This window comes from Niabella aquatica (assembly GCF_054779315.1).
This window is the reverse complement of sequence record NZ_BAAGYM010000016.1, coordinates 83917-107937: the sequence shown is the minus strand read 5'-3', so window position 1 is coordinate 107937 and position 24021 is coordinate 83917. Positions and strand designations below refer to the sequence as shown.

Annotated in this window: 24 protein-coding genes; 13 read left to right on the top strand and 11 right to left on the bottom strand. The window is 42.7% G+C overall.

Annotated elements, in window-relative coordinates; translation table 11 throughout:
* Positions 1-111: 111 nt before the first annotated feature.
* On the bottom strand, positions 112-675 hold the full coding sequence (gene ruvC, locus ACYVBM_RS14035; RefSeq protein ID WP_460686305.1) for a crossover junction endodeoxyribonuclease RuvC: 564 nt from the start codon (positions 673-675) through the stop codon (positions 112-114).
* A 30-nt stretch (positions 676-705) separates the two neighbouring features.
* Here ruvC and ACYVBM_RS14030 point away from each other — a divergent pair, with 30 nt between their 5' ends.
* Both ACYVBM_RS14030 and ACYVBM_RS14025 read left to right on the top strand, forming a co-directional pair.
* Positions 706-1701, top strand: a complete 996-nt coding sequence (locus ACYVBM_RS14030; RefSeq protein ID WP_460686304.1) for a lysylphosphatidylglycerol synthase transmembrane domain-containing protein — start codon at positions 706-708, stop codon at positions 1699-1701.
* A complete protein-coding gene (locus ACYVBM_RS14025; protein ID WP_460686303.1) occupies positions 1688-2518 on the top strand; it encodes a DUF3108 domain-containing protein in 831 nt (276 codons plus the stop codon). The genes ACYVBM_RS14030 and ACYVBM_RS14025 overlap by 14 nt, the downstream gene beginning before the upstream one ends.
* A 91-nt stretch (positions 2519-2609) precedes the next feature.
* Here ACYVBM_RS14025 and ACYVBM_RS14020 read toward each other — a convergent pair whose 3' ends face one another.
* From ACYVBM_RS14020 to ACYVBM_RS14010, 3 genes are all read right to left on the bottom strand, one after another.
* A complete protein-coding gene (locus ACYVBM_RS14020) occupies positions 2610-2855 on the bottom strand; it encodes a helix-turn-helix domain-containing protein (protein WP_460686302.1) in 246 nt (81 codons plus the stop codon).
* 493 nt (positions 2856-3348) lie between these two features.
* Positions 3349-4587 (bottom strand): 6-bladed beta-propeller, encoded by a 1239-nt coding sequence (locus tag ACYVBM_RS14015; RefSeq protein WP_460686301.1) that lies wholly within the window; start codon positions 4585-4587, stop codon positions 3349-3351.
* A gap of 43 nt (positions 4588-4630) precedes the next feature.
* On the bottom strand, positions 4631-6082 hold the full coding sequence (locus ACYVBM_RS14010) for an NHL repeat-containing protein (RefSeq protein ID WP_460686300.1): 1452 nt from the start codon (positions 6080-6082) through the stop codon (positions 4631-4633).
* A gap of 325 nt (positions 6083-6407) precedes the next feature.
* Between ACYVBM_RS14010 and ACYVBM_RS14005 the strand changes: the two genes are divergently transcribed.
* The 3 genes from ACYVBM_RS14005 to ACYVBM_RS13995 all read left to right on the top strand — a co-directional run bounded on the left by ACYVBM_RS14005 (position 6408) and on the right by ACYVBM_RS13995 (position 9446).
* On the top strand, positions 6408-6866 hold the full coding sequence (locus ACYVBM_RS14005; RefSeq protein WP_460686299.1) for a GNAT family N-acetyltransferase: 459 nt from the start codon (positions 6408-6410) through the stop codon (positions 6864-6866).
* Between the two features lie 381 nt (positions 6867-7247).
* The gene (locus ACYVBM_RS14000; protein ID WP_460686298.1) at positions 7248-8078 is read left to right on the top strand and encodes a GNAT family N-acetyltransferase; all 831 of its coding nucleotides are present in this window, start codon (positions 7248-7250) and stop codon (positions 8076-8078) included.
* An 84-nt stretch (positions 8079-8162) separates the two neighbouring features.
* Entirely contained in the window at positions 8163-9446 is a 1284-nt protein-coding gene (locus ACYVBM_RS13995; protein ID WP_460686297.1) for an alpha/beta fold hydrolase, read from the top strand.
* A 55-nt stretch (positions 9447-9501) separates the two neighbouring features.
* Here the strand turns inward: ACYVBM_RS13995 and ACYVBM_RS13990 are convergent, their stop codons facing one another.
* Positions 9502-10089 (bottom strand): Crp/Fnr family transcriptional regulator, encoded by a 588-nt coding sequence (locus tag ACYVBM_RS13990; RefSeq protein ID WP_460686296.1) that lies wholly within the window; start codon positions 10087-10089, stop codon positions 9502-9504.
* 91 nt (positions 10090-10180) lie between these two features.
* Here ACYVBM_RS13990 and ACYVBM_RS13985 point away from each other — a divergent pair, with 91 nt between their 5' ends.
* The 3 genes from ACYVBM_RS13985 (at position 10181) to ACYVBM_RS13975 (ending at position 11988) form a co-directional block, all read left to right on the top strand.
* On the top strand, positions 10181-10873 hold the full coding sequence (locus ACYVBM_RS13985; RefSeq protein ID WP_460686295.1) for an HAD family hydrolase: 693 nt from the start codon (positions 10181-10183) through the stop codon (positions 10871-10873).
* A 2-nt stretch (positions 10874-10875) separates the two neighbouring features.
* Positions 10876-11508 (top strand): CatA-like O-acetyltransferase, encoded by a 633-nt coding sequence (locus ACYVBM_RS13980; RefSeq protein ID WP_460686294.1) that lies wholly within the window; start codon positions 10876-10878, stop codon positions 11506-11508.
* 78 nt (positions 11509-11586) lie between these two features.
* Positions 11587-11988, top strand: coding sequence for a phage holin family protein (locus ACYVBM_RS13975; RefSeq protein WP_460686293.1), 402 nt, complete (start codon positions 11587-11589; stop codon positions 11986-11988).
* A gap of 47 nt (positions 11989-12035) precedes the next feature.
* Here ACYVBM_RS13975 and nagA read toward each other — a convergent pair whose 3' ends face one another.
* From nagA to dnaB, 4 genes are all read right to left on the bottom strand, one after another.
* Positions 12036-13148 (bottom strand): N-acetylglucosamine-6-phosphate deacetylase, encoded by a 1113-nt coding sequence (nagA, locus tag ACYVBM_RS13970; RefSeq protein WP_460686292.1) that lies wholly within the window; start codon positions 13146-13148, stop codon positions 12036-12038.
* A gap of 477 nt (positions 13149-13625) precedes the next feature.
* Positions 13626-14327, bottom strand: a complete 702-nt coding sequence (locus tag ACYVBM_RS13965; protein WP_460686291.1) for an RsmE family RNA methyltransferase — start codon at positions 14325-14327, stop codon at positions 13626-13628.
* Positions 14306-14647 (bottom strand): hypothetical protein, encoded by a 342-nt coding sequence (locus tag ACYVBM_RS13960; protein ID WP_460686290.1) that lies wholly within the window; start codon positions 14645-14647, stop codon positions 14306-14308. Before ACYVBM_RS13960 ends, ACYVBM_RS13965 begins: the two co-directional genes overlap by 22 nt.
* A gap of 66 nt (positions 14648-14713) precedes the next feature.
* Positions 14714-16291, bottom strand: coding sequence for a replicative DNA helicase (gene dnaB / locus ACYVBM_RS13955; RefSeq protein ID WP_460686289.1), 1578 nt, complete (start codon positions 16289-16291; stop codon positions 14714-14716).
* A gap of 751 nt (positions 16292-17042) precedes the next feature.
* On the opposite strand from dnaB, the gene ACYVBM_RS13950 reads away from it, so the two are divergent.
* The 5 genes from ACYVBM_RS13950 to ACYVBM_RS13930 all read left to right on the top strand — a co-directional run bounded on the left by ACYVBM_RS13950 (position 17043) and on the right by ACYVBM_RS13930 (position 23307).
* Positions 17043-18284 carry a serpin family protein gene (locus ACYVBM_RS13950; protein WP_460686288.1) on the top strand — a complete coding sequence of 414 codons (1242 nt, stop codon included), beginning with the start codon at positions 17043-17045 and terminating at the stop codon, positions 18282-18284.
* Between the two features lie 729 nt (positions 18285-19013).
* Positions 19014-21461: a phenylalanine--tRNA ligase subunit beta gene (pheT, locus tag ACYVBM_RS13945; protein ID WP_460686287.1), complete on the top strand. Its 2448-nt coding sequence runs from the start codon at positions 19014-19016 to the stop codon at positions 21459-21461.
* Between the two features lie 12 nt (positions 21462-21473).
* Positions 21474-22457 (top strand): 6-phosphofructokinase, encoded by a 984-nt coding sequence (gene pfkA, locus ACYVBM_RS13940; RefSeq protein ID WP_460686286.1) that lies wholly within the window; start codon positions 21474-21476, stop codon positions 22455-22457.
* Positions 22458-22646: 189 nt separating this feature from the next.
* A complete protein-coding gene (locus ACYVBM_RS13935) occupies positions 22647-22949 on the top strand; it encodes a hypothetical protein (protein ID WP_460686285.1) in 303 nt (100 codons plus the stop codon).
* 67 nt (positions 22950-23016) lie between these two features.
* On the top strand, positions 23017-23307 hold the full coding sequence (locus ACYVBM_RS13930) for a cell division protein ZapA (RefSeq protein ID WP_460686284.1): 291 nt from the start codon (positions 23017-23019) through the stop codon (positions 23305-23307).
* 5 nt (positions 23308-23312) lie between these two features.
* Here the strand turns inward: ACYVBM_RS13930 and ACYVBM_RS13925 are convergent, their stop codons facing one another.
* Both ACYVBM_RS13925 and ACYVBM_RS13920 read right to left on the bottom strand, forming a co-directional pair.
* Entirely contained in the window at positions 23313-23468 is a 156-nt protein-coding gene (locus ACYVBM_RS13925; RefSeq protein WP_460686283.1) for a hypothetical protein, read from the bottom strand.
* A 207-nt stretch (positions 23469-23675) separates the two neighbouring features.
* On the bottom strand, positions 23676-23873 hold the full coding sequence (locus tag ACYVBM_RS13920; protein ID WP_460686282.1) for a hypothetical protein: 198 nt from the start codon (positions 23871-23873) through the stop codon (positions 23676-23678).
* Positions 23874-24021 lie beyond the last annotated feature (148 nt).

Genomic DNA, 24021 nt, shown 5'->3' with positions numbered 1-24021 from the left:
CTTTTTACATAAAAGTAGCTGGGGCTATAGCAGCAGCAAACCCATAATTAGCCAACGGCCATTTTGAGTTTGAGAATTATCGATTTCACCTCCCAACGCTGTACGTTCTGCTTATTTACCTGCCAGCCGTTCCGGGTTTTTCTTAATAAAATCTTCCCAGCCCTTAAATCCATTGGTTGCCGGAATGGGTGAAAGTAATTGATAGTGATGGCATATAGCCACCGCCAGTGCATCGGTAGCATCAAAATAGTCGGGCAGCTCTTTCAGCCCTAAAGTTTGCTGCAGCATTTTAAAAACCTGCTCCTTGCTGGCATTACCGTTGCCGGTTACCGCCTGCTTTACTTTTTTGGGAGAATACTCGGTTATGGGCAAATTATGGTGCATAGCTGCCGCAATAGCCACGCCCTGTGCCCGCCCCAGCTTTAGCATACTTTGTACATTTTTACCAAAAAACGGCGCTTCAATAGCAAACTCGGTGGGTTTATACAACTGTATCAGTTCATTGACCCGCTGGTAAATCAGGTTCAGCCTTTCGTAATTGCTTTTGCGGGCGGGCAATTTCAATCCCTGCATTTCGAGCAACTGCACTTTTTTGTGCTGACAGACTATTACCCCATACCCCATAATGATGGTGCCGGGATCTATTCCTAATATTATTTTGGAAGATTGTTGCAAACAGGTATTATTTTTACCTTCCAGGTGAAGGTGAACAAAAATATTAAAATATTCCTCAACTATTTTTTAGGGCCGCTATTGTTTATCTGGCTGGCCTGGTCTATTTACCAGCAAATCCGTAACCAGGAAGGGCTGGAAGTATCGTTGCAACAGATCAGGTCGTCTTTTTCCGGCCCTTCCCTGCTGTATCTTATATTTACCATTATATTCATGATGGTAAACTGGGGCCTGGAAGCGTACAAATGGATGCTGGCAGTGCGCCGCGTGCAGCACATCAGCTTTGGACGAGCGCTTAAAGCTGTTTTTTCAGGCATTTCTTTTTCTATAAGCACCCCCAATTCAATAGGGGAATACATAGGCCGGGTGCTTTATATGAGCGAAGGCAACCGGGTAAAAGCAGTTGCGCTCACTATTGTAGCCAATATGAGCCAGCTGATCGTTACATTTTTGATGGGTACCATAGCCCTCTTTTTTCTAAAAGACCACATAACGGCCAATAGCAATATCCCCTATTCCCTGGCCAATGGCATCTTATACACTTCAGCGATTATTGTCGTTACATTAACATTATTTTATTTCAGGTTGCCCTGGTTAATAAAAATTATTGATAAATTGCCACAGGTCAGCAAATTTTCATGGGCAATAGAGGCAGTTGAGCACATCCATGCAACGTTGCTTTTAAAATTCCTGTCCTTATCCGTAACGCGTTTTGTAGTATTCAGTATTCAATATTTTTTATTATTTCAATTATTTAAAGTAGATGTTAGTATATTACAAAGCTGGATGGGAATAAGTGTAATGTTTTTAATAATGGCTATTATTCCAACCATTGCCTTATTTACTGATCTTGGATTAAAAAACGAACTAAGCATTAAACTAATGGGGTTATTTACTACCAACCATTTAGGAGTGAGCTTAACTTCGCTAAGCATATGGTTCATCAACCTGGTGGTTCCTGCCCTGGCAGGCAGCTTATTTATACTGGGTATAAAAAATATTTTTAAAAGTAAGAATGAAAGCACTTAAATTATCTACCCTGGCAATATGTACCATTGCCATAATGGCAAATACAAAAATACCGGCTAACCAGGACGCGGCACCTGTGGATGTAAACTGCGGGATAACCAATACCGCGTTTAAAGCAGGAGAAAAAGTAAGCTTTATTGTTTATTATACCGCCGCAAAGATCATTAATATGGCAGCCGGTGCCGGCTCTTTTACCACTTCCCTGGAAAAGCTGAATGGCCGGCAGGTATATCATATTGAGGGTGAAGGACATACTTTATCCTCTTACGAATGGGCTTATAAAGCCAAAGATGTTTACGAAACCTATATGGATGCAGAAACCCTGCTTCCCTTAAAATTTGTAAGAAACGTAAACGAAGGCGATTATAAAAAATACCAGAACGTGAGTTTTAACAGGGCAACCAATACCGCCATCAGCAAAGAAGGCGTTTTTAAAGTTCCCGAATGCGTGCATGACGTGGTAAGTGCCGTGTTCTGGGCCAGGAATATCAATTTTAATTTATTGAAACCCAACTCCGACAAAGTGCCTGTTAAAATCTTTCTGGATAACGAAGTGCACACGATGTATGTAAGGTACCTGGGAAAAGAAACCATAACGACCAAATATGGCAAGTTCAAGACCATTAAAATAAAACCCTCTACGATAAAGGGTACGATCTTCAAAGATGACGATAAAATGACCGTTTGGGTAACTGACGATGCCAATCGCGTTCCGGTTAGGGTAGAAAGCCCCATTATTGTAGGTAAAGTAAGGATCGACATGACCGACTTTCAAAACCTGCGAAACCCGATGGAAGCGCTGATCAAAAAAAATTAAAAATACATACCTCCACCCTGCAAAAAAGCATGCGGCATGCGGCCTGCGCTGTGTTGCGGGCGGGTACCGGACCACGCTTATGGCGGCCGGGTCATGCCTCTTCCAACTCAAAATCAAAATCCAGTAACCGCCTGGCAGGAATATTTAACCCGCTGGCTAGCTCGTATACGGTCGATAATTTAATATTGAACTTACCATGCTCTATTTTTGAAATTTTACTTTCATCAACAGAACAATTGTAAGATAACTGCAGCAAAGAAAATTTTTTTGAATTCCTGATCTTTCGAAGATTTTCACCAAAAGCAAGATTTAATTTTTTAATTTCTTCTGTTGTCATTTCACCTTGTAATTTTATAAAGTCAAGGTGTTCATTATTTAGAAATTTTTCACGGTCACTTACAACCGTTTCAAAAATATTATTTTTCAGCGTTCTTCAATCAATCCACTGCTTTATGCCTTATATTTTAAAGCGAAACGGGTAAAACCGTTGGATGTTTTCAGGCAGATCCCGGATATAGTGATTCCTCCCCGTCTCCTGTTTCCTTCCCGGAGATAATGCAAACTATAACGCTACCAACATTATTTTGGCACCTAAAAAACACAATTCTTTCTTGAGGAACAGCCTTCCGCTCAAAGGCAAAAACCTGCAGTCCACCTTAAAAAAGACTAACATCAAATCAAATTCATAAAATCGATGCTATCTGTAACAATTAACTTATGCATTTGCCTGTAAACCTATATTAGTTGCCGGTATTTGCTGCGCCGGTTATGCGCGCTCACACCCGTAAAATAATACCAATATAACTACCTGTTTCATTTTTTATTTTTAGCTACTCCCTCAGCTTCATCCTCACAATAACCGGGTTGCTTTTGCGGCTCTGGGTTTTGAAATATTCCTGCAATACAGTTGGATATATAGGATTGCGGGATTCCGTTTTTTCTTTAGCAGTAAATAATACCAAGGAAGACATATAACTGTATAGATGCTTTTGAAACGGTATAAACCCTCGCATTTTAGATTTCTCTCCCATAACAGGCAAAAAACTGGACATTTTGTCTGGTGTCAGCCTATCTAATGATACTAATTTTTTTGATACTGTATCATATATAAAATTATACTGATACTCATTAATAGACGTATTATATGCAACAACAGAAGACGGAACCCTTAGTTTAAAGAAGAACTTAGATCCGGAAAAAAATATATTTTCTATGTTCAGAATCAGTTTTCTATCAGTATATACTTTAACCTTTATACTATCAAGAAATTTATCGTTATCAGATTCAACAATATTCTTTGCAAGTACCCTATCACCAGGAAATACAAGCCGATATATTGCGACAGCAGTATCCTTATTGACTCTATAAATGTTGAAATCCAAAGGAGATGAAAAGTAAAAATCCCCCCCTTCTGTTATTTTAGGTAAACTAACATATCCTGATAATTTTTTAGTAGCCTTCAACACATTTTCTTTTACAGGAATAAGTTTTCGATAAAGCGAATCATTTTTATAGATAGAAAAAAAATCACAGTTTTCCGGTATCCTGTTTTCTTTCCCGTCTGAGATGCAATTATTCAAAACCAAAAAATAATCATCCCCAAGAGGTGTGGTTAAGAATTTCGGCACAGGCATACTGTTGCCTTTTAAATCAACCTGAACATCAGGTAATATTTTTCTCCCTGAAAGGCTCAGATAAGTTAAATATAATTTAGTCTGATCTTCAGAAAACTTAAAAGAAACAATTCGATTTTCACTTAAATCATGCGAAATAAAAATCTGTCCCCGAATTTTATTTAATAGTTTTCCGTTAAGCGAGAAAAAAAATATAGTTTTTGTATCTAAATCAGAAATAACGTAACTGCTATCTGTTACAATCATATCATAAATATCCCCGAACAGGCTTTCTTTTGTTGTTTCTAAAGGGATATATTCTACATCGGAGAAGTATTCAGACACTGTACCTCCGTAAGCCTGGCCGGGGTCAATACGTATTACCGGCACCTGCTGCGCCGCGGTACGTGTTATCACACAAATAAATAATACCAATAATACAACTGCCTTTCTCATTTTTAATTTTAGCTACTCCTTCAGTTCATCCTGTTTTTTACAACTAATCGTGATTAGTTATAAACACCTTACTATAAGTTGTAGAGCCATCTTTGTCCACCTGTGCTATGCGGATATATAATTTTTTACTAATGGGGTCGATCGTATCCGCTTTCGTGCAACTGTAACCAGTAAGGCTTATGGCTCCCGATAAGAGGCCAATCGCCAGCCATTTTTTCCTCTTGCTACATGCTGATAGCGAGAACAGGGATAGTAATCCTGCCGCCATCAAGCCTGTAGCGGCTGAAACGCCGAGTGATATCTGATAATTGAGGGACTGGTCAGAATTGCCTTCCTTTGCCTGGCTTTTAATAGTAGCTACAGTGGCAAATTTCTCCCCATCCCCGGATACCTGCACGTCAAAATGATCATTATTGCTTTCAGAAAGTGTTTGCCAGCTGACATAGAGTTCCTTATTTTTTATATAACTGTTAATGCTGCCAAAGGTCACCGGTAATGCCGCCCCTGATCCTATTCGACGGATTTCCGACATAAAAAAGTCAGAAAAATACAGGTTGCCGGCGGCATCTACTGCCACATCTCCGCCCGCATTATCCAGGCTCCCGGCGTCGCCTGTTACCGTTGCTACCGCGTTATTACTGCTCAGGTTGATTCTACGGATTCTTCCGTTAAAATTATCGCCCACAAAAAGTATATCGTTTCCGTATAAAGCCAGGCCTGTGGGATAGTTAAACCGTGCCTGGGTACCCGCTGCATCGGTATTGCCCGTTTCGCCTGCCAGCCCGGCGATGGTTGTTACAGTGTTGCTGTTATTCAGATCGATTTTACGGATGATATTGTTATTTGCATCACTTACATAAAGCTGACCATTTGCACCCAGCGCAAGTCCCGTGGGATTATCAAAGCGTGCCTGGCTGCCCTGGCCGTTCTGACTTCCCTGTTGCCCAGCTAATCCCGCGATAGTACTAACGGTATTCGTACTCAAATCGATTTTACGAATAGTATGGTTTTCCTGGTCTGCTACATACAGGTTACCTGCGGCTACATCCAGGGCAAGTCCCCAGGGATATTTAAATCGTGCAGCACTTCCCTGCCCGTTCTCGTTTCCCTGTGTTCCGTCGCCGGCAATGGTAATGAACGTATTATCTGTAAGGTCAATTCTTCTGATAGCCCGGCCACTGGACAGGGCCACATACAAATACCGGGTACCATCATAAGCCATGCCCCCGGGGCTATAAAAGTCAACAGTACTTTCAACAATCGTCGATATTGACCCGTTGGCCAGATCTATTTTGTAGACGGCACTGTTGCCCCAGTCAGCAGCATAAAGGTGCCCGCTATTGTCCGGGACAAGCCCTGCCGGCCCAGAAATACCTTTGCCTGCATCTGCTACTACAGTTACGACCTGGGCCCGGGTAACGGCAAAAACGCTTAAAAATAAAAATAAGAGAATGGCAGGCCGAGGAAGCCCGTTAAAGATAGCTTTGGTTGTCATTACAAATGGTTTTGAGGTATAAAGCGCAAAAGTAGGCAATACCTGTTGATATTTTTATTTCGAAACTCAAAAAATTATTGAATTGTATTTTAAATAAATGTAGCAACTTTTAAACGGCCGATTACCGGTTAGCTTATCTAATCACTTCTCCCCGTAATATATTATTGTAGCACGGGGAGAAATACCCTCAGGTTAAAGTAGCCTGACCTAAAAGCCGGGCCACTTCTTGCATTTTATACACCGGGGATACATAGATGTGAACTTATGGCTATACTTTATTTTAGTAAATTAGCAAGCATATTAACAGCGTTTAAAAGAACAGGCCGTGAAAATAAGAGAAGCTCAAATAGATGATATTGCACAAATACAAATCGTAAGAAATGCGGTAAAAGAAAATACACTTTCCGACCCAAACCTTGTAACTGACAAAGATTGCGAAGCATTTATAACTCAAAGAGGAAAAGGCTGGGTTTGCGAAATGGACAATAAAATTGTTGGATTTTCCATTGCCGACCTAAAAGAAAACAACATTTGGGCATTATTTGTACACCCCAATTTTGACAAACAAGGTATTGGAAGACGATTGCACGACATCATGCTGGACTGGTATTTTGAACAGACAAAAGAAACTGTTTGGTTAGGAACTGCACCTCATACAAGAGCCGAAACTTTCTATCGGAAAACAGGCTGGACTGAAATTGGAACACACGGGAAAGGCGAAATAAAATTTGAAATGACAGCAGAAAATTGGCAGACAAAAAAGCAAAGTTCTTGTGCCCTTTGAAGAGAGCGTTGATGTAAATGCCGGCCTGGAGGAAAAATTCGCGCATCCTCAGTGGGGGTAGCAACCAAAATATGCCCGAATAAACTTTTGCCGCATTTGCCCTTTTACCTTTATACCATACCAAAACCACCAGACATGAATCCTAAACAATTGTACTACCTGAGCTGAACAAAGGCTGTTTGGTAATTGTCATTATTTTATAAATGCTGTAAGATAACAGATTTAATGCGTATTCATTTCTGGGACAAATGTCCTTAGAATCAAAATTTAATCGTTATAAATTTAAACTTTGAAAAATGTTTTGAAGATGAAATATCTAATTGCTTAGCTATTCACCACCAAAATTATAAATACAATGTAAAAATTTAATACTCATCCAAAATGAAAATTTTACCCGAAAACAATTATCAAAAAGCGGCAGAAGCTATTAAAAATGTAGCCATAAATACTTTGTTTGCAGAGGCTGTCATAGAGCAAAAAATAAATGGCAAAATCTATGTAGATAACATTGAGGAGCCAAAGACTTTTTACATTATCCACCCTTATGGAATGACACTTTTAATTGGAGATAGCACAAATAAAGAGTTTAATAACAAGTTTAAGGATTATGCATTGAACGTTGATAACACAAGACACAAACCCGAATGGATGCAGGCATATCCTGCTACCTGGGACAACGTTTTATCAGAATTATTCGACGACAGATTAATTGCTTCTTCCGAGCATAGAGCGCAAAAATTATCGGGGATAGTAGAATTGAACACCCGGGTGAATTTTAAATTTGACCACTATAAATTCATAGCTTCCAGAAAACCTGTTATTGACAACAATATTAAAATTGTAAGAACAGACAGCGAGGTATTCAGAAATATGCCCGGCAGCGTGGTTCCTGCATACTTTTGGGAAACAGAAGAAGATTTTTTGACTAGTGGCGTAGGCTTCAGCCTTTATTACAAAAACAAATTAGCGTCAACCGCTTACTCGTCTTGCATCAACGCTTCACAGCTTGAATTGGGAATTGAAACCGTCCCTGAATTCAGAGGAAAGGGATTTGCACAATACGTATGTCAAGCACTCATTGATTACTGCATAGAACATCAATTTGAGCCTGTTTGGGCGTGCCGTTTAGAAAATACAGGATCTTATAAACTCGCTCAAAAAGTTGGGTTTGTCCCAACTATCGAATTACCTTATTACCTGTTTGGCAATTAATATGAAAGCAGTAATATTAAAAGATTTTGGAAATGTTGAAAATTTTGAACTCAGGGAAATTGAATAACCAAAGCCCAAAATCAAATGAGAAAATCAAGAAAAAGGCTGCTGATTACTGCTATAATGCTGACCATCATTTCAGGAATACTCAGCTATTTGCATTGTGACTACTACAAGATTCCAGAAACCAGATTAGCACTGAATGCAACTTATGCAGCAATGCCAGAAGATAGTTTTCATCATTACATTAATTTGCCCATTAACCATAATGAACTCACCAAGGGATTATTCAGAGGCTTTTATCTGTTAAGTCCGAATTTCTATAAAAGTAAAAACATCACATTTTTACTTACAGACGGACAAATGGAATTGGTAAGTACAAAAACGGACTTTCGGGTTTTTGAAAATATTATAGGCGGCAGCTCGTATGTTTTGATTGGCGTCAGAGGACATTCGCCTACATTATTCCCTGAAGTGTATAAAGACGGAAAAGTGGATTATGAAACCGCATTACAGTTGTACAATTCAGACCAGCAAATTAAAGATATAGAATGCGTGAGATTGGATTTGATTAAAAAAGGACTTTTAGCAAAAGAAGATAAAATAAACATTTTTGGAGCTTCCGGAGCAGGAGTTTTAGCACAGCAATACCTTTCCCAATACGGGAAAAATGTACATCGTGTGATATTAGAATCCACCGGCGCACCCGATTTGGCAAAACAATTTGAGATAAAATATTCTCCGGACTTTGAAGCATTTAATCCTGAAGGAGCAAAAGTCCTTAAAGATTTAATAGAAAAAAAATCAATCGATAAACAAAGCCTTGCCAATATCCTCTATCAAACAGGAAGAACAGAGAAAGACCCCAAAGAGGTACAACTGAAAATTCTTGAAAAGTTGCAGGACGGTGGAAGTTTACTTCGCTATAAATTCAAGCCAGTTACCAATCTCTCCATACTCAATTATATGATAAAACCACCATCGGAAATAATGGCAAGAGTTCGCTGGTTTGAATTGGTTGGCTATGATTTGATGAGATACAATAGCGAAAAAGAAACCAATCTGCTCTACGAGCTTTCTTTAAAAGCAGTATCAGATGTACTGGAATACCATAGAACAAATAAAATACAGCCCAAAGAATTTGTCATCAACAGAAATCAATTTACAGGAGAAGTGTTGATTTTGAAAGGAACGCAGGACGTAGTTTTCTCTGATGAAATTAATCAGAAAATACAACAGGCTTATCCCAATGCAAAATTAGTATTGTTCGAAGATGGACACCGAATGCAAAATGACAAAGAAAAATATATGCACATACGCAATACATTTCTGAATGAAGGATTTAACGCTGAAGAATTTAAACAATAAACACACTTAGATACCCTATGCTTAAACACCGGAAAAACGACAGCGTAAACAATTACTAAATTTCCATACCGTTAATGTCGCTTGACAGGTTTTTCAATCCCCGGTTAAGACTTCTTACCGAAACACCAAGATAAGCTGCCATATCTTCCTTCGAAATACTTATTTGCTGCTTCGTTTGTAAATCCAGTAACTTTTTCAAACTATGCTCTATCGTGTATAATTGTTGATAAGAAGCTCTGCTGGCAGTATTTACCACACGTTCTGCAAAAACATTCAGCAATAATTCATTCAGAAAAATATCACCTTTTAAAAGAGATTGAAAATAAGGCATAGAAAAGGCATACACCGTTACTTCGGTCAATGCTTCAATAGTACAAAGACAGGGAACTTTACGAAAATACTCTATCTCTCCCAGGATTTCACCGCTGCCTAAAAACTCTAAAATATATTCTTTATCGTTGTCCTCCGTAAAAAAGCATTTTGTAATACCGGTCTGTATCATCATTATTTTAGCAGGATTTTCATTTTGAGAAAACAACCTTTGCCCTTTGGAATAGTGCTTTACTACAATATGCTCTTTACGCTCCTGTTGTTCGTAAAGCTTCCGTGTGTAATCTAAAAATAATTGATTGGTTCTTAACATATTCTCATCGGGACAAATGTCCTTTTTAAAATTCCCCGCTTTTCAGAATTTTGCCTCATTAAGCACTGTAAAGTTAAAAAAAAGCAGTTAGATGAAGCAGAAAATAACAACAATAGCATTCGATGCCGATGATACCTTATGGATAAATGAACCCTATTTCCAAGAAGCAGAAAAACAATTTAGCCTGCTGTTTGAAGACTATATGCCGCTACATTCGGTATCGCAGGAACTCTACAAAACGGAAATGAAAAACCTGCCGCTTTACGGTTACGGAGTGAAAGGATTTGTGCTCTGTATGATTGAAACAGCAGGCAGAATTACCAACAATACAGCTTCCTGGCAACTTGCAGACAGAATCATAGCTATCGGAAACGAATTGCTTCAAAAGCCAATAGAACTCTTGCCTTTGGTACAGGAAACACTGGAGCAGCTCAAAGGAAAATTTAATTTGATAGTGGCTACCAAAGGCGATTTACTGGACCAGGAACGAAAATTGAAAAATTCCGGATTGGAAAATTATTTCCATCACATAGAAATAATGAGCGACAAAAAAGTAAGCGATTACCAAAAACTATTGAAACACCTGAACTGTGAGCCAGAGCATTTTCTGATGCTGGGCAATTCCTTAAAATCAGATATTATCCCCGTATTGGAACTGGGAGCCTATGGCGGGCACATTCCCTATCATACCACCTGGCTGCACGAACGGCACGACCACCAACTACAGCACGAGAATTTTGTAGAGCTTAAAAACATCAACCACATTTTGAATTATATCATTTAGCAATGAATACTGTAATAAACATCGACCAATGGAACAGAAAAGAACATTACCGCTTTTTTTCTCAGTTTGATGAACCCTTTTTTGGCATAACGGTAAATGTGGACTGTACCACAGCATATCTACAGGCAAAAACAAAAGGAATTTCTTTCTTTTTGTACTACCTGTACCGGGCGTTAAAAGCCGCCAATGGCATTGAAAATTTCCGGTACCGAATCGTGGAGAAGCAAGTGTGCCTGTTTGAGCAAGTAAACGCTTCGCCTACAATCAACAGACCAGACGGAACTTTCGGCTTTTCTTATATGGATTACAACGAAGATGAACATATATTTTATAAAAACAGCCTGCAGGAAATAGAACGTGTCCGGCAATCAACTGATTTGGTTCCTGCAATTTCGGGAGAAAACGTCATTCATTTTTCTGCAATCCCGTGGCTGAATTTTACGGCACTTTCCCATACCAGAAGCTTTTCACTTCCGGATAGCTGTCCAAAAATATCCTTCGGAAAAATGACAGAAAATAATGGCGTTAGGTTAATGCCAATTTCCATACACGCACATCACGGTTTAATAGATGGTTACCACGTAGGGCTTTTTGTAGATAAGTTTCAGGAGTTGATGAAAGAAAATTATTTTTAAGACATAATATAAATAGAGTAAATGGCAAAGAACAAAAGTGTGTTGAAGTATGCTGAGAATGCAATGAACACCTAACTGATGTCAAGATTTCAGAAATATGCTTGCCCTACCTCCCGCGGGTTAAGAAAATCTTTTGCAAAACTACTGCAATATGGTGGCTGCATTATTGTAGCGGTGGTAATCCTTAACATTGTGTACGGATCCGGGGAAAATTTTGGGCAGCAGTTTGCCTGGCTCTTTGGCGACCTGATGCTGTACCTGATGATCTATACCGAAGTGGTATCCATATTGGAGAATATGGAAGCAATGGCCCCCCAAAGCAAATTTGTAAACCTGTTCCTGCGGCCGGTACGCAGGATCATTACCCTTCAGCTAAAGCACCTGTTTAGGGAAGATTACCCCGTTATTGCAAATGGCATGGCTGGGGGCAAAAAAGTAACAGATACGGACCAAACGGCTACCGGTAAAGACCTGGTATAACAGGGTGGGGTATGAGATCCGTTCTCCAGCCGCCTTACCGGATCGCTTTAAAGCACCAACGTCTCCAACTGTTCCATTTTATTATCAAACAGCGCCAGCCTCGCTGCAAAGCCGGGCTGTAGGCAGCCGATGCGGTCGTTCAGCTTTATAGCCATGGCCACCCGGCTGGTGGCCATGGCCACGGCTTCGTGCACAGGCACCTGCAAATGCGCCACGGCATTTTTTACCGCATCGGCCATGGATATGGCAGCCCCGCCAAGGTTGCCGTTGCGATCGCGGTAAAAACCGTCCGTTAAGGTAATATCCAGGTTTTCCCAGTCGAACCGCTGTTTTTTTCTTCCCAGAAAAGCGGCATCCGACAGTAATATCAGCTGCTCCCCTTTCAGCCGGTAAGCTACCCGCGCCGCGGCATAATGGCAATGGCCGCCGTCTAAAATAAGCGGGGCATATACATGGCTGTTATCGAATACCGCACCCACAAGGCCGCATTCCCGGTGGCCCATCTGGGTCATGGCATTATATAAATGCGTTACCAGCCTGATGCCTTTTGAAAAATAATATTGTGCCTGATCGTAACCGATCGTGGTATGCCCTATTGAAACAGAGATGCCGCTATCCAGCAACAGCTGCAGCTGGCTTTCGGTAAAGCATTCAGGAGCGATGGTGATTATTTGAATAATATCGCTGCCGGCTTTTATAATGGTGCGCAGCTCGTTGTCAGTGGGCTTTCTTATAATATGCGCCGGGTGTGCCCCGCGCCTGGCCGGGTTAATAAAAGGCCCCTCGAGGTGCATGCCCAATACGCCGGGCTGCTTTTGCTTAAACGCCCGTACTGCTTCGATGGCTTTGAGTATGGTTTCGGGAGCAGAAGAGATAAGCGTAGGCAGTATAAAGCCGGTGCCATGATCGAGGCTGGCCCGGTACATATCTTCCAGTGCCGCTTCCGAAACTTCTTTGGAGAAATACAAATCGTAGCCGCCATTAGGCTGGATATCTATAAAAGCGGGGGCAATATTTTTTCCTTTTGCATCATATATTGCGGCATGGCCCGGTACCTCATCCGCTAAAGCCGATATCTTACCGTTCTCAATAAGCAGTGCCTTGTTGTGTACAATTTCATTACCGGTATATATGACCCCATTAATGACTGCTGTTACCATAGCTGCAAAAGTAATGTAACGGTATCAATGCTATTCAGGTTTTAGTGGTTGTATAACATTTTGAAAACTGCATATCCCGCTCTGGCCCGAAGTTGATACTAGCCGGAAATATGTTCCCTTTTGAAGGAAGATTTTGAGAAGCCTGTTATTTAGATAGCAGATGAAGGGTGAGGATTGGAAACTGCTAACTTTATAATTATGAAAAACCTGTTTGAAAATCACCATTACAATAAAGCACTTAGGCCCTGGGCCAGCCGTCTTCGAAAAGAAATGACAAAAGCTGAAGAAGACAATCAAATATTGAATAACATTAGCAATGTTCACACTTTTCTTGCAGATTAGACCGATCAGAAGAAAAAACAGATCGGTTAGTTCAATTGAAATGTTATCCTCCCCCGTCCGCTATGGCGGACAACCCCCTCCAAAGGGGGATATTTCCGATCCCTTTCAACACTTAATCCATTCTAAATGGGAAAATTACCCTACCCGTAGCAAAGCCGCTGCCACCATCCCGGCAGTTTCGGTTCTTAACCGGGTACTGCCCAGGGTTACCGGCCGGTACCCTTTTTCCAAAGCCATCGTAATTTCTTCCGGTGTAAAATCGCCTTCAGGACCGATGAGGATAATGGATGGAGCGGGCTGGTATTGCAGGGATTGCTTATCGCTTTCTATACAATGGGCTATATATTTATTAGTCACAGCCTGAAAAGCTTCCGTATGTATAAAATCATCAAATATAACAGGAGCCTGCAATTGCAGCAGCCAGGCCTGCTGACTTTGCAGCATGGCACTTACCAGGATGTTTTGTAAACGCTCTTCCTTAAACTTTTGCTTTTCGGTTCTTTTGGTAATTAAAGGTATTACCCTGCTTACACCTAATTCCGCAGCTTTTTCTAAAAACCATTCAAAGCGGGCAGCATTTTTGGTAAGGCCTATAGCGATGGTTACTTCAGGGTCTGTTTTTGGTTTAGGTTCTATAAAGTTAATGCTTACTTCACAATGCTTCTTATGATCGTTGGTTATAACGGCCGTAAGAAGATACCCATTACCATCTGTCAGGTGCATGGCATCCCCGGTTTTCATACGCAATACCTGCACGACATGGCGCGAATTATCTTCGTCCAATATCAGCTCTCTTTGAACAGGGTTGAAATTCTTTATGTAAAAATAGGGTAACAAGGTTTTAATTTAATAACAACAGGACCTTCAGGCATTAAGCCACAGTTTAAGTACTCCTTTATTTGAGGCACCAGTTTTACCAATTCATCATATTGATTGATTTTTGCGTTTAATACAAAAACAGTAATGGTATATTTTGATAAGTTCTGCTGGTGTTGCAGATTTTTATCAAACGTCATTAATGGGTCAAAAGCATCTGCTAACAATAATTTTAATAACTCACCATTAGATATACCATTCCACCGTTTATCACGAACCGTAAAAACTTCATGATCGGAGAAATCCGGCGTTAGCCTCTTGGGAAGGTTTTCATCAAGCAACAGCCTCATATAGCTCGGCCATATTTTTTGAAGTTAAAAACTTGTTAGCAATATCTATGAACCAGCTTAAAACGGTGCTTCGTCCAGCTCATCATCGCTCATATTGTTCATTTTGCTTTGCGCCTGGAACAGCCGCGCGCCGCCGCCTTCCGCATCGTCATTCACAGGGCGCCAGGTACCGCCGCCCAGGCCAATGGCATTGTAAGGGTCATCGTCCCAGGTAATGAATTTCTGTATATGCAGCAGCGCTTTCAGCTTGACGGTTTCCAAAGAACCGTTACGGTGCTTGGCTATTTTTACTTCGGTCAACCCCTTCTGATCCTCGCCTTCGGCATTGGTGTTCATATCGTAATAATCGGGCCGGTATAGGAACATGACCATATCGGCGTCCTGCTCAATAGCGCCCGATTCACGAAGATCGCTCAGCTGCGGCACCCGGCTGCCATCCTTGGTGCCCCTTGTTTCCACGGCACGGCTTAACTGCGACAGGGCGATGATGGGTATATTCAGCTCCTTTGCCAGCCCCTTTAAGTTCCGGCTGATGGTGCTGATCTCCTGCTCCCGGTTACCGTTCCGGTTGTCGCCGGCGCCGCTCATGAGCTGCAGGTAGTCGATGATGACCATGCCTATATTATGCTTGTTCTTCAGCTTACGGCACTTGGCCCGCAGCTCAAATATATTCAGCGCCGCCGTATCATCAATAAACAAAGGCGCCTGGGATAAACGCTGGATACCTTTGGTATACAGCTGCTTCATTTCGTGCTCTTCCATTTTACCGCGGGCAATTTTCTCCAGCATGATCTCGCTTTCGGCTGCCAGCACCCGCTGCACCAGCTGCGCTGCGCTCATTTCGAGGGAGAAAAAGGCCACCGGCGTTGGTTTTGCCGGGTTCATAATGGCATTACGCGCCAGGTTCAATGCAAAAGCGGTTTTACCCACCGCCGGCCTGGCCGCCAGGATAATGAGGTCGCTGTTCTGCCAGCCATAGGTAACTTTATCCAGGGGCTTAAAGCCGCTGGGCACGCCGGTTACATCCTCATTACGGTGGCGCAGGTCTTCGATGCGCTTAATAGTATCCACGAGCACGGAGTCGATCGACTGCATGGTGCTCTTCATGTGGGAGTTCGTAATTTCAAACAGCTTCGATTCGGCATCATCCAGCAGGTCGAACACATCGGCACTGTCTTCGTAAGCATCGCTCAAAATTTCACCGCTGATGCGTATCAGCTCGCGCTGGATGAACTTCTGCATAATAATGCGCGCATGCGATTCTACATTGGCAGCCGAAACCACCGTATTGGTGAGCCGGGTAACATAGTACGGGCCACCCACCATTTCCAGCTCTTCCTTGCTGCGCAGCTCTTCCACCACGGTAAGTATATCAATGGGCTGACTTTTATTGGCCAGCGATTGTATGGCCCGGAAGATACGCTGGTGCGCATCCACGTAAAAGCATTCGGGGTTGCGGATGGTTTCTATTACGGCATCAAAAGCGCCTTTCTCCAGCATAATGGCGCCCAGCACGGCTTCCTCCAGCTCACGCGCCTGCGGCGGTACCTTGCCGTACACCATTGTGCCCAGGTCTACTGCGCTGCCCGTTCTTCTTTTCTGCTTCCGGTCTTTATTTACATTTATAGGGTCCATGGTTCAATTCAAACGATAAAATATCCACTCATCAGTAATTACCAACGATTCGATAGGGCGCAATCCAACTTGTTTTTTGTTAAAAATATTGGTTGAGGTTGTTATCTACCCGCGAAATCAAAGGGCGAATTTAGACCCTAAAAAGGGTAGAAAAAAATCTTTATTTCCGAACATTTTCCTTACATGAAAACACAGGTTATTAACATTTCGCAGGAACCGGCCGGGCATTGCAGCCTGGCCAACTGATTATATTACGATCTGTCAATATATGGCCGCACCGCAGTTCTGATAGATTACCGGGGACTCACTTTATTTGTGGGCACATGGCGCGGCCCATACCGTATGCTTTTTCCGGCATCTATATAAGCCTTTGACACATGGGCGCTTGCGCGGGCAGCGCCTAACTGATGGCAGGAACGGCCGCTTCTAAAGGCGCTATCAAAGACCGCTCAACAAACAGCCGCTCAACCCGGCGGAAGAACATTCTGCAATGGCAGCCGGCCTGACGAACTCTTGCATGCAATTTTCCAAAAAGCTGATACCGACGGCTATTACATGGCGGGGATTGATAAGTATGTTTTTAACTGAGCAGCAATACGTTGGCTGCCCGGGACAACAGATCAAAGACATAGTACATATCAGGCAAATGTTTACAGGCCTAAAACGTTTCCTGGAAAAAACATACACCGCTGCTGCGAAACCCGCTCTTTTACCGTCTGTTATACCATATATATCAACCAACGCCCGTAATATGAAAAAAACGATTCTCGTTTCAGCTATTGCCGGGATCATCTTAATCAGTTGCAGCAAAAGCCATACTGCACCCGAAGAAACAGAAAAACGGCAACAGGCCGGTGTGCAGCACCCTATTGAGCTGGCGGCCCCTGTTGCTGATGTATTTACGGTGTTCTCATTCGACTTTTTTAAGGCCCTGCAGGCTGAGACCGGAGCGGAGAAGGATATCTTTGTTTCGCCGCTAAGCCTGCATATAGCGCTGGGGATGCTGGTAAATGGCGCCCGGGGCGAAACCGGATCCCAGATAATGAAGGCATTAAGATCTGAAAATCTTTCGCAGGAAGCGATGAACAACGCCTACAAAACGCTTTTAACAGAGCTGCCCCAGGCCGATCCGCTGGTAAAAATGGCGCTGGCCAATGCCATTTTTTATAAAAACGGGTTTACAGCAGAAACCCCGTTTTTAAATACCATGAAAAATACCTTTGATGCGCAAATAACCGGCCTGCCTTTTATACCCTCTGATAAAGACATTATAAATAAATGGGCCAGCGACCATACCAACGGCAAAATCCCTAAAGTGCTGGATGAGCTTAGCGCCGACCTGGTAATGCTGCTGATGAACGCTTTATACTTTAAAGGAGACTGGCGCGCTAAATTTGATCGAAAAAATACAAAAAAACAGTCTTTTTACCTGGAAGGAGGCGGGCAGAAAACGGTGAAAATGATGAACCAGACGGATACGTTCCGGCTGGCACCGGGAAATGATTTTACCGCGTTACAGGTGCCTTATGGCAATGGCCAGTTCCGCGCAACACTGATCTTGCCCAACACCGGCAAAAGTCTTGCTTCTGTTCTAAATGAAATGAATGCTGATGCCTGGGGCCAGTTACAAAATAGTTTCTACACCCGGTCTGTGGAAGTGGGTTTACCTAAATTTAAGCTGGAGCAGGATTTTAACCTGAACAAAACACTTCAAAAAATGGGTATGGTAAAGGCTTTTGAAACAAATGCGAAATTTGATGGAATAGGAGAATTAAAGCCTCTATATGTAGGTTTTGTAAAGCAAAACACTTTTGCAGCGGTGGATGAAGAAGGCACCGAAGCAGCCGCAGTTACTACCACCGGGATGTTTACTACCAGTTTACCGGCTGCGCCTCCTCAGTTTATTTGCGACCGCCCGTTTGGCTTTATCATCAGCGAAAAAACCTCCAATACCATTTTATTTATGGGCAGGATCATGGATCCGAAAGAGTAAAACAATACACCATTAATATGAACCTGCTCCTCCGCTCCGGCGGGGGAGTTTTTTTTGGGATACTGTTGCTGGTTACTGGATAATAGTTACTGGTTACTGGTTGCTGGTTACTGGATTGTGTAACCGGCTTTTGCTTTCAGCCTTTTACTTCCAGCTTTCATATCGTACATCGTACACCTTATACCGTACATTATGCTTGATACTGGATGCTGGTTACTGGATGCCGGATCAGAATATTCAATAATCAATTTTCAATAAATCAATATTCAACTGAGCTTTGATTATTGAGCACTGAATATTGAGTGTTCAGATATTCTATACAACAATCGTGAAATATTCAATAATCAATTTTTCAATAAATCAATATTCAGCCCATTGAGCATTGTTTAAGTTGACAGAGGACAGATGACCGTTGACAGGATGGTTGTAGCCGGAAGCTGAAAGCATAAAGCTCAAAGCTCCCGGCAAATGCACATTGGTTATGAATCATTCAAGTATAGAATTTCTGTACTATACAGTTTATAATTCCTATTTCATGGCTCATAGATACTGGGTACTGGTTTGTCGTACATCGTACACCTTACATCGTACTGGTTACTTGAAACCGGCAACCAGCAACCTTAAACTTTCAAACTTTTCAATAGTTCACGCCTCCCTATTCCCTTCTCCCTATTTGCTTATCTTTGCGGCCTCCCGGAGAGGTTCTCCGGGCAAAAAGATTTTCAGAAGATGACAATTTCTTACAACTGGCTGAGCGAGTACCTGCCTGCCGGACTGGCAGGTTTGCCCGAAGCGGTGCCACCCGAAAGACTGAGCCATATTTTAACTTCTATCGGACTGGAAGTGGAAGCTATAGTACCTTACGAATCTCATCAAGGCGGGTTGAAGGGCCTTGTAGCAGGCGAAGTACTCACCTGCGAGAAGCATCCTAATGCGGATAAACTAAAACTGACCACGGTACACATCGGGAAGCCGGAACCTTTACGCATTGTTTGCGGCGCCCCTAACGTAGCAGCCGGACAAAAAGTAATAGTAGCCCCTATCGGCACTACCATTTATCCCTCCACCGGCGAACCGCTTACCATGAAGGCCGCAAAGATCCGTGGTGAAGAAAGCCAGGGAATGATCTGCGCCGAAGATGAAATAGGCGTAGGAACCTCCCACGAGGGCATCCTGGTATTACCGGCACAGGTAAAACCCGGCACCCCGGCTTCTGAAATATTTAAAATTTATACCGATACCATTTTTGAGATAGGCCTTACACCCAACCGCATGGATGCCATGAGCCATTGGGGCGTGGCAAGAGATGTATCGGCTTACCTGTCTCACCATGATAAAAAAAACGGGGGGGCCAGGATCCCGGCTATAAAAGCTTTGCCGGCATTCAAAGGAAAAAATCCCGTTGAAGTCTCCGTCGAAAACATTACGGCCTGCCCGCGCTACAGTGGCATCTGCATCAATAATGTAACTATCGGCCCAAGCCCCGAGTGGCTGCAAAACAGGCTGAAAGCGATTGGCGTAAAGCCCATCAGCAATATGGTGGATATTACCAATTTCATTTTGAACGAAACCGGGCAGCCCTTACATGCTTTTGATGCAGATAAAATTGCCGGTAAAAAAGTGATCGTGAAAAACCTGCCGCAGGATACGCCGTTTATTACACTCGATGGCAAGGAAAGAAAGCTGAACCATTTTGACCTGATGATATGTGATGCCGAAGGCGCTATGTGCATAGGCGGGGTGTATGGAGGTATTAACAGCGGCGTAACCGCTACTACCCGGAATATCTTCCTGGAAAGTGCCTGTTTTGATAGTATTACCATTCGCAAAACCTCCTTTGCGCACGGGTTAAGAACCGATGCCGCTACCCGGTTTGAGAAAGGAACAGATATTTCGGCAACCGTAAATGTGCTGAAACGCGCCACACAACTGGTACTGGAGCTTTGCGGCGGCGAAGTGGCCTCCAATATTATTGATATTTATCCCGATGAACAACCTAAAACATCGGTAACGCTTAAATACCATTACCTGAAAAAATTAAGCGGCAAGAATTATCATCCCGACGCGGTAAAAAAAATACTGACGGCCCTTGGATTCGTGATCGAGAAAGAAGATATCGACTCTCTTAAAATTGCGGTTCCTTATCATAAGCCGGATATCAGCCTGCCTGCGGACATTGTAGAAGAAATACTGAGAATTGACGGGCTGGATAATGTGGGCATACCCACTGCTGTTACCATGACACCGGCGGTGGAAATGAACCGCGAGGCCGAAGCCTTAAAGGAAAAAGTAGCCGGCTACCTGACCGGGCTGGGCTTTAACGAGATCCTTACCAATTCTATTACCAACAAGGCCTACTTCAGCGAAGCAGCACCGGGAAATATGGTAAAAATGAAGAACAGCCTGAGTGCGGAGCTGAATATTATGCGCCCGCAGATGCTCGAAACAGGCCTGGAGATTGTGGCACACAACCTGAACCGCCGAAATGATAACCTGAGGTTATTTGAATACGGGAAAACCTATGCAGTGAACGATAAAGGCCGTTTTGAAGAACCGGAGCATCTCTGTATCTATCTTACGGGTAACAAACAGGCAGATGCCTGGAAGGGGAAAAGCCCGGCCAACGATTTATTTACCTTAAAAGGCGCGGTAGAAAAAGTACTGACCCTGGCCGGTATTGATGGCGCCGGCTTTGATGAGGCCGAAACACCACAATTACAATATGGGCTGAGCGTATACACTGGTAAGGAACTAATGGGCCGGCTGGGGCTGGTTAGCAAAAAAATGCTGGAAAGCTTTGATATCAAACAGCCGGTGTTTTTTGCAGACCTTAACTGGAACCTGATCCTAAAAAAATCAAAAGCAGCCAACGTGCAGTTCAAGCCACTTTCCAGGTTCCCTGCGGTACAAAGAGATATTGCGGTGGTGATTCCCCAATCGTTAAAATATGCAGCAGTAGCAGATCAGGTAAAAAAGCTGAACCTGAAAAAACTACAGGCCGTACAGCTATTCGACATTTTTGAAAGTGAAAAGCTCGGCGCCGGTAAAAAATCCATAGCGGTTAATTTTACCTTCCTCGACGAAGAAAAGACCCTTACCGATGCTGAAATAGACGGCTGGATGAAGAAGATCATGAAAACCCTTGAAACAGACCTGCAGGCAGAAATCAGGAAATAAAGGACGAATTTTATGGAAGCGAGAAAACTGACAAAGATCGGCGTGCTTACCTCAGGCGGGGATGCGCCGGGTATGAATGCAGCAATAAGGGCTGTTGTTAAAACAGCCTGGTATTATAATCTGGAAGTATATGGCATTTACCGCGGCTATTCGGGGATGATCGAAAATGACATCCGGAAATTTGGCGATCGCGATGTGTCCAACATCATACAGCGGGGAGGAACCATTTTGCGTACCGCAAGGAGCAAAGCGTTTCTCACGCCCGAAGGCCGGGCGCAGGCCTACGAAAACCTCAGGCAGCACGGCATCGAAGCGCTGGTAATTATCGGGGGAGACGGGAGCTTTCGCGGAGCAGAAGTTTTCAGCACGGAGTACGATATACCCTGTATCGGTATCCCCGGCACCATAGATAAAGACATGGCGGGTACCGACTCCACCATTGGCTTTGATACGGCGATCAATACGGCGATGGAAGCCATTGACAAGATCCGTGATACCATGGAAGCCCACGGGCGCCTGTTCGTGGTGGAGGTCATGGGGAGGGATGCAGGCTATATTGCGCTCAACAGCGGTATTTCTACCGGGGCCGAGAGCATATTAATACCCGAAAAAAAGACCGACCTGCTGCACCTGGCCCAGACGCTCAGCGATAAAGACGCTAAAAAGAAAAATGTGAACCTGATCGTGGTTACGGAAGGAGATGAATATGGCGGCGCGGAAGGCATCAAAAATTATCTCAGGCTTACATTACCTGGTACAGATGTACGTATGTGCATACTGGGTCACATACAACGTGGCGGCGCTCCCACTGCTGCCGACAGGGTACTGGCCACCCGTTTCGGCTATCATGCAGTGCAGTTCCTCATCAACGGCAATTATAATGTAATGGTAGGCATTCTTAAAGGTGCCGTTCATGCCACCTCCCTGCACGATGCTATAAAAGAGCGGGATCATATCAGCGAGGAATGGATCCGCATCACGGAAACGGTTGTTTAAAGACAGTCGGAAGTCTGGAAGAAGTTGCAAGATACCGGTACTGGAAATTTGTAACCAGCGACCTGCTTTCAGCCTTTGCTTTCGGCTTTCCGGGAAATTTAACATTCTACATTCAATATTTTATATTTTACATTTTGCGCTTTGATGTATCTTTCCTGAAAGGAAGCAATTAGTATGATATAATCCCCCTTGGCAACACATATGTCGCAGGTTATTGAAGATAAAATAAAACAGGTACAGGAAAAGCTGCAATTACTTATAAAGCAAAATGCGGCCGTTGTAAAAGAGAACCAACTGCTGAAAGAGGCGCTTACTGAGGCCCGGCAGCAGGCCCGATCTGCGGGCCAGACAGCAGAAGCATTGCAACACCAGCTGGATGCCAAAAAGTACAGCCAGGCCTTAATGGATCCCGGGGAAAAGAAAGCCTTTGAAAAAAAGATCAATGGCTACATTAAGGAAATTGATAAATGTATTGCCCTGCTCAGCGTGTGAGCCTGCCCCCTCCTGATGGAGCGGGGAGTACCCTATTTACCATCTCATTACTCATCATTCATTATCCATGCAACAAACCCTTATTCCCGCCAATATCAATATAGCCGACAGGATCTACCGCGTACAAATGTCGCCCGAAGACGAGCAAACCGTTCGGCAGTCGGTAAAGATCATCAATGAAAAAATAATAGAGTTTAAGACCAAAATTCCAGGCAAGGATATGCAGGACTATATTTCTATGGTGCTGGTATGGTTTGTAACCGAAAGCAGCAAAAAAAACGTATCTATTGCCGATGAGAACCATTTGCTGGGCCAGTTACAGCAAATAGAAGCGCTGATAGACGGGGAACTGGGGTAGGTTATTTATTCAGCACATATTTTAAAGTTATCAAACAATCGTTCAATCAGCCTCCTGTCTTTGGTAATGACCTCCGCTGTGCCTTTGGCCTCATGCTTAAGCAACGGTTTCCTTGTTGCTGCAATATTTAAGAACAGTGTTATTGCGGGAGTATGGGTCATACCATATTTTTTTATTAATAATTCCTTTAGTTTTTCTTTATTTAATGATTTGTTTAAATAAAAGTAAAGCAACTCAATTTACTAATTAACAGGAAAAATAAAGAGGGATCATATGGTAAATACATGTTTCGATTTCCCTATTGTATTATTGTAGTTTTATACCCAGAAATTTAGTGTATAAATTATTCGTTTGAATATTAGATGGCTTCAATTAACCCATTGCCTGTATTCTTGGGCTTTGTAATGCTGGCAATTTTTCAAAGAGAAGAGCGTAACAGTATGCGATATTTCAATACTTTTAACTGTACTATCATTTACAATGCCATGAATAGTAATTGTCTTGGATTGTGCCGCAAGTTGCAGCACCAATAATATACCCAAATAGAATATTATTATCTTTTTCATACGCTGAGAACTTCAGTTAATTATCTCAAATAAATTACTTGGTGCGATTAAACGCCAAGTAATTTAATACCTTGTTTTAGAATGGCCAATAAACACATGTTTTTTCTCTCCAGGTTTGGCCAATCTTTATAGTAAAGATCATTTCGCT